At 41.0% G+C, this 13128-nt stretch carries 12 protein-coding genes; 9 read left to right on the top strand and 3 right to left on the bottom strand.

The window, feature by feature from the left end; translation table 11 throughout:
- Together CIK90_RS06940 and CIK90_RS06945 are read left to right on the top strand one after the other, a co-directional pair.
- Positions 1 to 876: DUF3644 domain-containing protein (locus tag CIK90_RS06940; RefSeq protein ID WP_094464683.1), on the top strand; the 876-nt coding region annotated here is incomplete at its 5' end.
- Positions 877 to 1066: 190 nt separating this feature from the next.
- Positions 1067 to 3955 (top strand): DEAD/DEAH box helicase family protein, encoded by a 2889-nt coding sequence (locus tag CIK90_RS06945; RefSeq protein WP_094435670.1) that lies wholly within the window; start codon positions 1067 to 1069, stop codon positions 3953 to 3955.
- Between the two features lie 856 nt (positions 3956 to 4811).
- Here CIK90_RS06945 and CIK90_RS06950 read toward each other — a convergent pair.
- The 3 genes from CIK90_RS06950 to CIK90_RS06960 are packed head-to-tail and all read right to left on the bottom strand — an operon-like array spanning position 4812 to position 6279.
- Positions 4812 to 5207, bottom strand: a complete 396-nt coding sequence (locus CIK90_RS06950; RefSeq protein WP_044066025.1) for a hypothetical protein — start codon at positions 5205 to 5207, stop codon at positions 4812 to 4814.
- Between the two features lie 31 nt (positions 5208 to 5238).
- Positions 5239 to 5640, bottom strand: a complete 402-nt coding sequence (locus CIK90_RS06955) for a hypothetical protein (protein ID WP_094464684.1) — start codon at positions 5638 to 5640, stop codon at positions 5239 to 5241.
- A gap of 57 nt (positions 5641 to 5697) precedes the next feature.
- Positions 5698 to 6279: a hypothetical protein gene (locus CIK90_RS06960; RefSeq protein ID WP_094464685.1), complete on the bottom strand. Its 582-nt coding sequence runs from the start codon at positions 6277 to 6279 to the stop codon at positions 5698 to 5700.
- Positions 6280 to 6908: 629 nt separating this feature from the next.
- Between CIK90_RS06960 and CIK90_RS06965 the strand changes: the two genes are divergently transcribed.
- From CIK90_RS06965 to CIK90_RS06990, 7 genes are all read left to right on the top strand, one after another.
- Positions 6909 to 7649: a UpxY family transcription antiterminator gene (locus CIK90_RS06965; RefSeq protein WP_094464686.1), complete on the top strand. Its 741-nt coding sequence runs from the start codon at positions 6909 to 6911 to the stop codon at positions 7647 to 7649.
- Between the two features lie 56 nt (positions 7650 to 7705).
- The gene (locus tag CIK90_RS06970; RefSeq protein ID WP_042517672.1) at positions 7706 to 8533 is read left to right on the top strand and encodes a M48 family metallopeptidase; all 828 of its coding nucleotides are present in this window, start codon (positions 7706 to 7708) and stop codon (positions 8531 to 8533) included.
- A gap of 3 nt (positions 8534 to 8536) precedes the next feature.
- Positions 8537 to 9451, top strand: coding sequence for a M48 family metallopeptidase (locus CIK90_RS06975; protein WP_094464687.1), 915 nt, complete (start codon positions 8537 to 8539; stop codon positions 9449 to 9451).
- 13 nt (positions 9452 to 9464) lie between these two features.
- Entirely contained in the window at positions 9465 to 9641 is a 177-nt protein-coding gene (locus tag CIK90_RS14320; RefSeq protein ID WP_173849319.1) for a hypothetical protein, read from the top strand.
- A gap of 6 nt (positions 9642 to 9647) precedes the next feature.
- Positions 9648 to 11390 (top strand): GNAT family N-acetyltransferase, encoded by a 1743-nt coding sequence (locus CIK90_RS06980; RefSeq protein ID WP_158216042.1) that lies wholly within the window; start codon positions 9648 to 9650, stop codon positions 11388 to 11390.
- A gap of 112 nt (positions 11391 to 11502) precedes the next feature.
- Positions 11503 to 12072, top strand: a complete 570-nt coding sequence (locus CIK90_RS06985; RefSeq protein ID WP_094464688.1) for a hypothetical protein — start codon at positions 11503 to 11505, stop codon at positions 12070 to 12072.
- A gap of 157 nt (positions 12073 to 12229) precedes the next feature.
- Positions 12230 to 13128: hypothetical protein (locus CIK90_RS06990; protein WP_144007237.1), on the top strand; the 899-nt coding region annotated here is incomplete at its 3' end.

Genomic DNA, 13128 nt, shown 5'->3' on the forward strand with positions numbered 1-13128 from the left:
ACCTTTGCTATATTAGCAATAAATTCATGGGAGTTGTTGTTAAAGGCGAGATTGCTTAAGTTGAATAACTATCGAATTAACTCTATATATTGCTACAAACCATATTTTAACAAAAATGGTGAGAAATCTAAGAAAAAGAAAGTTCTTGACAGAAATCGAACCAATAATCCAAAGTCCATCTCTATTTATGAAGCCCTAAACCGATTGAATTCACAACATGAGCTTCCTAGTAAGCTAAAAGACAATATTGATTCTCTGATAGAGTTTAGAGATAATGCTATCCATTTTATTAACATGAAGGATCTCTCAAAGCCATTGCAAGAATTAGGTTTTGCTTGTATAAAGAATTACGTACAGGTACTAAAAGACTGGCAAACAAAGCGTTCCTTATCAAAATATAATTTATATTTGATGCCACTGGCATATGTGGATAACAAAATTGATGTAGACTCTGCATCATCTCCAGAAGCACAAAATTTTATCCAACTGATAAAGCATAAACTCGAAAACGAAAATAAAGGAGAAGAATACGACATCGCGATAAAAATTGAGCTTAAGTTTCAAAAAGGCAATTCGTTTACTTCCACCAATGTTAAATACGACGAAAATGGAATCCCTGTCACTTTGTCAGAGGAGGATATAAGAAAGAGGTACCCATTTACTTATAAAGAAGTCATTGACAAAGCGAAGAATAGGTATTCAGATTTTAAATGCGGAACTAAGTTCAACACCATAATGAAAAGTGTAAAGCAAAACGTCAAATTATACTATGAACGAAAATTGGATTCAAAAAATCCAAAATCTCAAAAGCAAGGTTTCTATTCACCCAATATTTGGCAGGTTTTAGACAATAACTATACTAGAGACAGAATTTGAATAGCTGTACATGTATAAGTATGTATATTGCCTCATAATAGAATATTTATGAGACAAATCTTAGTAAAAGATTGGAAGATATGCTCACTGTGGATGCTATTCAAACATGAGAGTTTCCAAGAATACTCCACAAGAATCGGCACAAACCTGTCGAGGATTCAAACGTAAGTTTTAATCACACCTTTATAATATGCAACAGGAGCAACAGAAATACGACTCCCTTCTTTTAGAATTGGGACAATTGAGGACGGAGAATGCTCGTTTGAAGGAGATACTTCAAGCGAATGGGATTGCGTATGAAGTTGCTACTGCCAATACAGACGAAGAGAAGGTTTACTCTGTTATTTCGTTCCCTGATGTTCATCTGGGAAAAGATGAGAGAGTCGAGTTGTTCCGTAGTTTGTTCCGTGGGCGAGAAGATGTGTTCGCCCGTAGATGGTATAGCAAGGCAACGAATAAAGGTGGCTATCAACCTGTTTGTGTAAATGAATGGAGAAGAAGTGTCTGTGACAAAAAGGCTGTCAAGTGTGCGGATTGTCCAAACCGTAATTTTCTGCCACTTGGGTATGATGAGATTTGCAGGCACCTTATCGGCAATGACGAAAACGGATGCGATGTGGTTGGAATCTATGCCATCATGCTGGACAACAATTGTGCTTTCCTATGTACTGACTTTGACGATAAGAGCTGCAAGCATGGGTACAAGGATGATGTGCTGGCATTTGTTGGCGTTTGTCGTGATTGGAACATACCTTACTCTATAGAACGTTCTCGTTCTGGTAATGGAGCGCATGTTTGGATATTCTTCGACGCTGTTGTTCCTGCTTACAAGGCACGAAGACTTGGCAATGCGATTCTGACAGAAGCGATGAGCCGTGACGGAAGAATGGCATTCGATTCTTATGACAGATTCTTTCCAAACCAAGACAGAATGCCAGAAGGAGGCTTCGGCAATCTCGTTGCTTTGCCATTACAAGGAAAGGCACGTAAGGAATTGAATAGTGTGTTCGTTGATGATGAATTCCTTGCGTACAAAGACCAATGGGCTTATCTTGCGCAAGTTCAGAAGATTGAAGAACAAAAAGTTGATGTTATTCTACAGCAACATATCCATGAAGACTTGGGCGTCTTGTCAACCTCAAGCGAGAGTAAGCCATGGGTGACTCCTGTACCTCAAAATATCAATAGCGCAGATTTTAACAAAGCGATAACCATAACAGTAGCTGATAAAATCTACATTCCCCTCAATTCTGTTTCTGCCAAAGTACTTAACCATATCAAGCGCATTGCAGCATTCCGCAATCCGGAATTCTACAAGAAGCAGGCAATGCGCATGTCCACATACGGAATACCTCGCATCATATCGTGCTTTGACATTACAGATGATTATCTTGCAATGCCGAGAGGGTGCAAAGAGGCTATCATGAAGTTACTTGACTCAAATGGCGCAAAATACACTATCGTTGACGAAACGAATCATGGTAAGGCTGTAGCTGTCACTTTTCTTGGAACAGAACGAGAGGAACAACTTGACGCAATTGAATCATTGCTTCCCTTTGATAATGGAATACTCCATGCTACCACAGCTTTCGGAAAGACAGTTACTGCTGCATCTTTGATTGCAAGACGTAAGGTAAACACACTTATTCTCGTTCACTCCAAAGCATTGCTAACGCAGTGGCATGAACGATTGAGTGAGTTCCTGGATATTGATTACAAGGAGCCAGAACCTGTCAAAAAAAGAGGACGTAGGAAAGCGTTCTCGCCAATAGGTTGTCTTGATTCCACAACAGATACCATCCATGGAGTTGTTGACATTGCTTTAATACAGTCATGCTTTGAGGATGGAGAAGTAAAGTCGTTCGTTCAAGACTATGGTATGGTCATTGTCGATGAATGCCATCATGTTTCTTCTATTACCTTCGAAAAGGTTCTTAAGTCCGTGAAGGCTCAATATGTGCATGGTTTAACGGCAACTCCAATCCGCAAGGATGGTCAGCAGCCGATTATCTTCATGCAATGTGGCCCCATACGATTTTCTGCTGACTCCAAGAGTCAAATTCAGAAACAGTCGTTCCGCAGATACCTCATTCCACGATTCACATCTTATCGCAGCATAACCGACGACAAACAGTCGTTTCCTGCTTTACAAAAGAGTCTTGCGGCAGACGAGGTTCGTAATTCTCTCATTGTAGATGATATACATAAAGCTGTGGAGAGTGGCAGAACGCCAATTGTGCTTACAGGCATCAAGCAACACGTGGATCTTTTGGCAGAGAAACTAAAACCTTATGCAAAAAATGTCATTCAGCTGACAGGAGCTAGTACAGCCAAGGAAAAGCGTGATGCACTACAAAGGCTCCAAGAAATTCCCGCGGGCGAGCCTCTGGTAATTGTTGCAACCGGACAATATGTTGGTGAAGGCTTTGATTATCCTCGCCTTGATACATTATTTCTTGCTTTGCCAATCTCATGGAAGGGACGATTGGAGCAGTATGCAGGTCGTCTTCATCGTGAAAATGACGGAAAGAAAGACGTTCGTATCTATGACTACATTGATATTCACGAACCATTATGTGATAGCATGTATCACAATCGCCTAAGAGCGTATGCTGCCATAGGATATCAGATGATTCAGTTAGGACAGCCAACATTGTTTGGTGAAATTAGTGATTTGCCTGCAACTTCTGAGGATAGTCAGATTTTCAACGGTAGATCCTTTATCAAGTCTTTGGCAAAAGATATTGCCATGGCAAAACGCTCTATTGTCATCTCTTCACCAAGATTATATCGTGTTACAAACAACAAACTTGTTTCTCTGCTGAAAGAACAAAGTGCCAATGGAGTTGAAGTTGCAATCGTTACCGCAATAAATGATGAGCAGTATGATTTCCTTCAATCGTCAGGGCTACATGCCACAACTAATCCAAATTTGAAACTTTGTACAATAGTAATAGACAAGTCACTTGTTTGGTATGGGAATGTGAATGCTTTGGGCTTCTACTCGGATAAAGACAATATAATAAAGTTGAAGGACGATAGAATTGCTGCAGAGATGTTGAATGTTTTATTTGGATAAAGTCTTTATGCTTTTATGTACTGCAAAGCAATCACACACACAAATCTGATATTTTTTATTTTTGGGTGTAGATTTCCTTAAAATTGGGTGTAGATAAAAAATGGCTGTAACCTTGCAAAGTCGAGTTTACAGCCATTTTTCGCGCTAAACTCCTATAAATGATACTTTATAAGGCTTGATGATACCCTAATTTTTGGGTGTTTAATTGGGTGTAAAAAAAAACTCGCTGAAAATCAGCGAGTTTTGCGGAGAGAGAGGGATTTTATACCACTCTACCATCTTCTGTAACTCGTTGATATTCAAGTGCCGCCTTTAAGCATTTTCGCTTATTTTGCACGAAAAATGGCGCAGAACTGGCGCAAGACAAAACGTCTTAAAACACTGTGTATGAATGACTTTTGTTACACAATTTAACTATTTTAAGAAATCTATTGACTCTATTTTCTACTCCACCCCTCAAATCTTTGAGGAGATTATGGCATTACGACACTCGCTTCTTACTTTCAAACAAGTCGGTTGCCATTGTTTTCTGTTTATCATCTCATTGCCTTTGTATTATGTTTATGAATTGCCCTTATGAAAGGGGGATAATACTACACCATGACCACTATCTTACCATTATTATTCAAATACCTATAAGTCAAATATGACTCTGAAAGTTGTATCTTCATGTAGCAATATTGATTTTCAAGATGTTACATAACTTTTATAGGCATTGAAATATGTAGCCTACTTGTAGCGTCTTGTAGCACGATGTAGCGTTATATCCTATTATTGGTACAAAGTTAGTATAAAACAATTAGAATAAAGATAAATTCCTCGTGTTTAACACTAAATTTGCACCAAAATACTGATGTTAGAGGCTACAAACAAAGTCCTTTACCTTTGCTTGGTATTCTTCCTTGGTCATACCTCCAGTCTCTATCATTGAGTCAAGTACATCGCCAAGCTCATCAAAAGCAATATCATGATGATATTCTTTTGTTGTTCCATCCTTTTCTCCATAGATACGGTAGTAATCAGAGCCTTCATCCAAAGCAATATATACCTTGCCCTGAAATTGGAAACCATTCACTTGCATGACAAGAGCCGCCATAGTGAAGTCTTCGCCATTGACATTCTTGACAATTTGGGTAGCATACATCTTAGAGATGCCCCAACTATTGATAACGTCTATAGGTGTTGTGTGAAGCAATTGGGAGAAGATGATATTCACAACGCTTCTTACATGTTCTCTGTCTAATGTTTTCATTTGTATAATCTTTTAAGTGGATATTCTTATACTAAGCCAAAAGTCTCTTTGCATATTCACGCAATCTTTGCAGGTGCTCCTGTTGGCTCATGCCGCCTGTCTCAATAACCGCATCGAGCACTTGCCCCAAGTCTTTATAGGCAATACTCTTCTTTTCCTCATGCAACATTCCGTTCTGTTCGCTATACAAGCCAAAGGTTTGCTTAACTCGGTTATTGGTTACATAGAGCCTGCCTTGATAGTTGAAGCCATTAACATCCATCATCAATGCTGCTACGGCTTTCTCCGTTCCATCAACCATGATTTCTATTTGAGTTGCAACTTTGTTTGTTATTCCCCAACTATACACTACATTAAAAGGTGTGGTTAAAGCCAACTGCTGCAAGATGGTGCATGCAGCTCTTCCAATCTGTTTCTTACTTAATCTCTTCATATTTCAAAGTGGTTATGCAAAGGGCAAAGCAGTGAACCTTACCCCTTGCGGTAAGTACTAATCAAATTCAAATGGGTGTATATAATAATAGGTGTCCTCTGAGTCGTACTCGTATTCGTTGATGAAGTCAACCATTTCTTCCTCTGTCCGCTCGCCTTGGCTAATGCCGGTCTTCTCACACCATGCCTCAATAGCATCGCATATGGTGTCATACACATCTTCACAAATATCTTCAAAGTTGCCACCAGAAGAATTTACACAACACTCTTCGGGAAAGAAACCTCCTACATCGTGGACGTAAAATATCTCACATCCACATTCTATCTCACGGTAACTTATAGAAAGTTCATTGCCATGTACCTTATTCAATTCATCAAAGAACAGGTCGCAAGCCGACCATGCACTTTCGGTGTCAAACGACAACAGCCCTCCACCCTCGTCATCCTCGAACTCAGCCCAATAGATATGTCCACGGACTGATATACCGCTATGCTCATAGTCAATGCCATAGTGTTCTGCCAACTTGTAAAGATACACATCCTTACTATTCACCTCCATCATCTGAAGGGTGTTCCAAAGGTCGCTCAATGCCTTGCGTGAACCTCTCACCTTGTACTGCGTGTCACAAATATTGCTCATACTTCAAAATTTTTATTTTGGCTCTGCCGAATGAATGGTCACTCGGAAAAGCCGAAGTTAAACTTCATCTTTACTCTCGCTTAAATTTCATTTCCCTTTCGTAGTAAAACTACTTCCGGGATTTGTTAGAAATTATGTGCCTTAAAAAGGTGTTATGCACATCGATGCAAGGTTTGGCACCAAAATACGACCCGTAGGCGTGGAGATTTTGGAAGCCAAGCAGAGCCTTGACCTTGCAGTCAATAAGGCATAACAAATACCTTTGCACAATAATTTCAATAAATCTCGGAAGTATTCATGCGATAGCATAGTCTGTTTGAACAATATTCGTTTAATGTTTTTATAGAATCGGTATATACAAAATGTTCGGGAATAACAAATTCTGACGCTGATTTTCATTTATTTTGAGAATATTTTTAAAAAGTTTGTCCGATTCTTGTAGAAAAGTTGCGGGTTCTCAAAAAATATTTGTAATTTTGTCTCGGACTTTCTATTTAACAAACCTATAACAACCGCTTGACGAGTGGAAACCATATATAGTTAACCAATTGACATAAACAATACACCAACTGGGGAACTAAACATTCTGTCAGCGCATTAATGTTTGTAAAGGAACTGATCCTTAGATTATGAACAACGAATCTAAGAAACATACGCCAGCATTGCCTAATGCTGACACCCGACGAGGCGGTAAAAATCCCTCCAGTGCTGGACTTACCTCCTGCACCTCCCCCGAAGTTCAAAGTCATCAGACAGAGAACTCCCATACAGGGGTGTCCTTGGATTGCGTGCCAAGTGGTAAGAAGGTTTGGTACGTTTTTCGTGCCACATATGGACGCACAGCCTTGGCATGTGTGGAAATACAAAAAAAAGGCATCGAGACATATATCCCGATGACTGTGGTCAAAAAAGAAATAAATGGGAAGAAGAAGCTTGTTCAACAGCCTCTTCTTCCCAACCTTGTTTTTGCGTATATGACTTATGAACAGTCTCTTGAATTTGTAAAGGAGCCAGCCAAGACAGCAGGTCTCTTGAAATACTATACCGACAAGACAAAGCCCATTGAGCCAGACACCCAGCTCAATCCACCTATAACTATCCCTGATGACAGGATGAAGTCATTCATAAACGTTGTGGAAACAAAGAATGAACATATCTTGGCCACATCGAAAGACCGTTGCCATTTCAAGAGCGGTGATTATTTCAAAGTTGTGTGTGGCGACTTCAAGGGCGTTGTCGGTCAGGTTGTGAGAGCAGCAGGTCAGCAACGCATCGCTGTAGAGTTGAACGGCATCGGATATGTGCTTACAGCCTATATTCCCAGTGATTTTATGGAGAAAATTGAAGATGATTTGATAGAACTGGGATAGTTGCCCACTCCTCTACAGTGTTGACGGAATATAATAAATTCGAAAAAGACAGCATTATGATACACAACAAGCAGATACTCACAGGTCTCGACCATAGTCAGTACGAGCATCCATTGGACAGAGCCGCCTTGGAGAAACTGGAAAGCATCCCGTTCCTTACCACGGCTTGCAAATGGGTGACATCCAACTTCATCGAGCGAGTATATAACATTCAATATACGGGTAGCAACCTGAAGGTCACGAAAGGAAACTATCCCAAGATATATGAGTATCTTGTGGAAGCCTGTCGAATTCTCGACCTGCAGCAAGTACCTGAACTGTATATCACTTGGGGCTATGACATCAATGCCTGTACCATTGGAGCTGAGAATCCGATAATCGTTCTCAACTCCGGTTTGATTGACCTTTGTGACGATGACGAGATACTCTTCATCATAGGCCACGAAGTCGGGCACATCAAGTCGCAGCACATGTTGTATCATCTTATGGCGCAAGTAATCAACTGGGGAATAGACACTATCCCCGGTGGCAGTCTGGTAGCCAGCGGATTGCAGTTCGCCCTATACTATTGGAGCCGAATGTCGGAGTTCACAGCCGACCGTGCCGGTCTGATGTGCTGTCAGGACACCGATGCCATGACACGAGCCTTCATTAAGATGGCAGGTCTCCCCATCAAGGAGTTCAACAACATCCGTCCAGAGACCTTTCTCCAGCAGGCACGCGATTTCAAGATGCTCGATTATGAGGGAATGAACAAGGTAGTCAAGTTCCTCTCCATTGCCGATGAGACCCATCCCTGGACAGTTATGCGCTCTGCCGAGCTGTTGAAGTGGATTGACAGCGGAGAATATGGACGTTTCGTAACACGCCGTTATCTCAGATAGCCCATGAGAAAGAGATTGCATAATATCGACTTCGCTTCTGTCATGCATCCCGATGACAAGAAGAAGGTAGAATGGCTAAACAGTCTGAAGGTCCCCTACCTGTCAAAGTGGGACTTCATACGTGAGATAGCCAAGCACCCGCTTGACCATGACCTGAAGACGTGGTACGAGATATTCAAGGCAGATGTGGAGTACTATACCTTCAAGGATTTCCTCGCTGCCACCACCAGCAAATATCAGGAGGCATACAACGAGGTGGAAAACCAAGGTGAAGGTATAAACATTACAGCCGAAAGCCTGCCGCAGATGTATGCGCAGCTCGCTGAAGCCTGTGCCATACTTGGCATCGAGGACATTCCCGCCTACTCCACCGATTGGTATTACGGACCTTACCATTTCTCCAATGGCGAGAAGCACCGCCGTATCGTCATGATGTCGGGCAGTGCCGACCTTTTCACCGAAGGCGAGATGATGTTCACCCTTGGACATGAACTGGGCCATTTTGCCGCGGGTCACAAACCGTACCACATGCTCATCATGTCGTTCTACCTGCCTTTCATGTCCGATCCTACTTTCAAGGCCTGGGCTTCGCTTGTCAAACTACCTCTGTTTGAATGGTATCGCAAGTCCGACTATACAGCCGACCGCATTGGTCTGCTCTGCTGTCAAGACATCAATGTGGCACTCAGCACTATGATCAAGAAAGCCGGACTTCCGAGGAAATATTACGACCAAATAAACATTGATGGCTTCATCCAACAGGCGCGAGACTTCAACGAGAACTACACTGGCACGCTCAATGTCATTGTAAAAAACCTCACAATCCGTTCCGCCGAGTTCCCTTGGTTGGTTGACCGTGCCGCCAAGCTCCTCGACTGGTACGAGCATGGGAATTATAATCAGATAGTAAACAGTTAAAATATAGCATTGTATGAATACACAGACCATTGCACTTCCTGCAAACGATAATATCCTTACCATTCTCAACTTCAATAAGATTGCGAATGACCTGAAGAGAGAAGCCGTCAAGGCTATGGGCATGGCAGCCTGTCAAGCCCGTTGCCTCAGTTGCGGACATTGCTCAGCTCAACGATGCGGTAACAGATAAACAAAGATGAACATCACGACGCTCCATAATAACAGCTATTCTTATCTACGGCAGACCAACGAAATCGTTCAGGGTGTCGTAGATGACAGCCGTTATGCCTGGACGTTTACGCCTCCCAGCGAATTTTCTTCGATGCCGGAGGTCTATATGTTCATCATTGCCATTACAGAACAGTGCAATCTCCGCTGCACCTATTGCTGTTACTCAGGCGAGTATGAGGGCAACCACAGCCACAACAGTCGGACACTCTGTGAGGGCGACATTCAAGCCATCTACGACTTTATCGCCAAGACGGCAAAGACAAAGCCCATACGCATTTCGTTCTATGGAGGCGAGCCTTTCGTTAACTATCCGCTCGTTCAGTATGCCATACAAGCAGGACAGCAACGATGGGAAGACGATGTGACTTTCTCTGTTTCCACCAATGGCACGCTGTTGACAGAAGAACGCATTGATTGGTTGGTAAACAATGGTGTGGAACTTGCAATCTCTATTGACGGCACACAGCCATTCCATGATGCACACAGAGTGGATGCCAAAGGCAATGGCTCATACACCAAGGTACGGAATGCTTTGGCGTATCTGCATAGCAACACATTCAATCAATACCCCAAAGTCGTATTGATGATGACATTGCCGTCAGTTTCCAAGCTGATGCCTATTGCGCAAGCATGGCACAAAGACGAGGTGTTGCAGCATTATGCACCAACTCACATTAGCGGACTGACCCCAAACTTCTTGCAAGGTGTGGCAAAAGAAGATTGGGAAACGCTGAAGACACAATACATCCATCTCCTCGATGCTTATGAGCAGCACCCTGAATGGTCGGTGCTTCAGACATTCTTTGATGAGATTGTCTCTTATTGGAAGAACAGACCAGTGTTTGAGGTCTCGGAAAGCACACCACTCTCCACTTGTATGCCCGTTAACACCAAACTCTACATCGATGCCAATCTCCAGTTGGCAGTATGCGAGAAGTTCAACGACCGCTTCCGCATTGGTAGCATCAACGATGGCATTGACTGGCAGAAAGCCAACGAGATGACCAAGGAGTATTACCGCAAGCGTGAGAATCGATGCACCTATTGCCCGGCAGTCAGAATGTGCAATATGTGCCTGGCCTCTATCGCATACACAGATGAGCAATGGGACACCCTCTGCCACAACGAGAGGCTCTACCATCAATTGCATATGTTCCTTTTCTGCGAAATGGCAGAACGTGGTATGCTCAGCAGACCATCCGTCCCCACATTACAGTCAGATCATTGTACGCTGAATGAAGTAGAGGAAAATGACATCGCTGCACTGAGAACCATATTCTCAGATGCATACACTCAACGATTCCTGCCCGACCTCTGTGACATTGCCCAAACAAACGAAGGCATCAAACAGATTCTGAAGTCCTTCTGCACTTACCTGTCAAAGAACGACGGCGTCCTATGGGGAATCAGAAAGCACGACACCCTTATCGGTTTCGTTGCCGCAATGGACTTATCAACCAATCCCACCATCTTCTTCGCCATGCACCCCAAATATAGAAATCAAGGTTACATGCAAGAAAGCGTGAGGTTGGCCACTCAATATATATATGACGCAAAGCTCACCAACGAACTTCATACCGAAGTTGATGTGAACAACATCGCTTCTCAAAAGGTTTTGGAGAATTGTGAGTATAAGGCTAAAGAAAAACAGTCGCTCAGGTTTTTGTACTGCTATCAGAACAATAACACTGAGTTACAAACTTCCTGAACACAGATATGAAGATGGCAGTGTAAATAAGTGTGCATAATTGTAACACAAATCAAAAAACGCATAATTTTGCATCAGAAACTAATTAAAATCACATAAGGCATATTACATCATGAATACTATTAGTAAAGTAATTTATTTTATATTTGGATTTGTATGTTTGCTAACTTCTTGCGACTTTTCAGAATCCATCGTTGATAAAGTGAAAGATTACTCAACAAATAATGAACAGTATATAGATGATGAAAAGCAAGAAGAGTATGTAGTAAACGTAGAACGTTTGGATTCTATTTCACAGAATCTAAATTTGCTTGAGCATAGAGTATATTATGTAGATTGCTCAGGCTCTATGATAAGTGAGAAAATGGGGAATAAAGACAAAAATGGCCGTACTCTTTTGGATAAAGTCAAGGATTCTTTGGAAGTGTCGATATTAAATCTTGATATAGATTCTGTTGATATAGATATTATTCCCTTCTATGGTCGAAAATGGAACAATGGTGTTCTTCAATCTTCTACGATTTATAAAAGAGGAGAATTTTCATTGGAAGATAGAAAGAAAATCGAAGAAACAATTTCTTCCATTACTGTTCCCGCGAATTCTAACTCGTGGAATACGCATCACTCCATTCCTATTAATGATTTCTTGACCAATAGAATATCCAATAAAAAGCAATCCTAATAAAAGTGAGAAATATTTAAAAATTAAAGTAACATCGATTCATAATGGAAAACTTCCAGACAGTTGGTCTCCTACACTGCATTTTGTTTATAATTGGGGTGAGCATAAAACAAATACATATAATTTCCCTGATCAGGAAAAGATAACTGTTACAATTGTGGATGAAAAGACTCCTAAACTTGAACTTTGTGAAGCAGATAAAAAGTACAAAAAAGGAGCCTTAGTTAAACGTCGCCTGTCATTTTATAAAAAATGGCACGGTTGGGGGGGAGAGTATAGTGATACTACTTCGTTATCATTATCGTATTCATATTCAAAAGATGTGACAGACGATTCATCTATAAAATATGCTAACATAAGGATTGAGGGATTACCAGAATACGTTTGTATCCTCGATTCTCTTGGTCATAATATCACAAACCAGGATATTCGATTACCAAAATCTCGAAATGGAAGATTGGATCTTAAACTAACATTATTTCCTGGAAATCCTCTTATAGAAGACAATATAATTGATTCTATTAAAATTCGTTTTAGAGGAGTTGATAGCTATAATACGATTAAATGGAATGGCAAGAGAATCGAAAAGAAAGATGGGATGTATATCGTTAATGCGGTAAGTCTTAATGTTTCTGAGGATATTAATCCTGTTGAAAAACGTATTCGTTGGTTTTTTATATTTCTGTTATTTTCTTTGTTATTGCTGTGGACAGCTATTATGTGTGTTCGAGCTTTGCTTAATAAATTCACTAATAACTCTCCTGCATTGCAATTTAAGACGAATCCTCAGTACACCAAACAAAGCTTGAATATAAGCCCTAGCACGCTTCATAGTTACAAGGATTATTACCGAAGCAATTGTATCACAAGCATAATAATTAAAAATAATCCTCAGCTTCAAGGAAAGCATCAAACGATATCATGGGGTATTAGTAATTTCTGGAATTTGCGACTTGCATTTTCTGGTGATAGTCTAATAGTATTTGTAAATTCCCATAATTTCTTTAATGAAATAGAAATGAAACCATTAAATAATGGCATTCTATTGCAAGTAGA

It is taken from the genome of Prevotella sp. P5-126 (assembly GCF_002251185.1).
Taxonomy (GTDB): Bacteria; Bacteroidota; Bacteroidia; order Bacteroidales; family Bacteroidaceae; genus Prevotella.

What these genes read in the sequence shown, in the direction of transcription:
- CIK90_RS06970 (WP_042517672.1), top strand. Translation starts at nt 7,706, where the DNA reads ATGATACACAACAAGCAGATACTCACAGGTCTCGACCATAGTCAGTAC.
- CIK90_RS06950 (WP_044066025.1), bottom strand. Translation starts at nt 5,207, where the DNA reads ATGAAAACATTAGACAGAGAACATGTAAGAAGCGTTGTGAATATCATC.
- CIK90_RS06980 (WP_158216042.1), top strand. Translation starts at nt 9,648, where the DNA reads ATGAACATCACGACGCTCCATAATAACAGCTATTCTTATCTACGGCAG.
- CIK90_RS14320 (WP_173849319.1), top strand. Translation starts at nt 9,465, where the DNA reads ATGAATACACAGACCATTGCACTTCCTGCAAACGATAATATCCTTACC.
- CIK90_RS06945 (WP_094435670.1), top strand. Translation starts at nt 1,067, where the DNA reads ATGCAACAGGAGCAACAGAAATACGACTCCCTTCTTTTAGAATTGGGA.
- CIK90_RS06955 (WP_094464684.1), bottom strand. Translation starts at nt 5,640, where the DNA reads ATGAAGAGATTAAGTAAGAAACAGATTGGAAGAGCTGCATGCACCATC.
- CIK90_RS06985 (WP_094464688.1), top strand. Translation starts at nt 11,503, where the DNA reads ATGAATACTATTAGTAAAGTAATTTATTTTATATTTGGATTTGTATGT.
- CIK90_RS06975 (WP_094464687.1), top strand. Translation starts at nt 8,537, where the DNA reads ATGAGAAAGAGATTGCATAATATCGACTTCGCTTCTGTCATGCATCCC.
- CIK90_RS06965 (WP_094464686.1), top strand. Translation starts at nt 6,909, where the DNA reads ATGAACAACGAATCTAAGAAACATACGCCAGCATTGCCTAATGCTGAC.
- CIK90_RS06960 (WP_094464685.1), bottom strand. Translation starts at nt 6,279, where the DNA reads ATGAGCAATATTTGTGACACGCAGTACAAGGTGAGAGGTTCACGCAAG.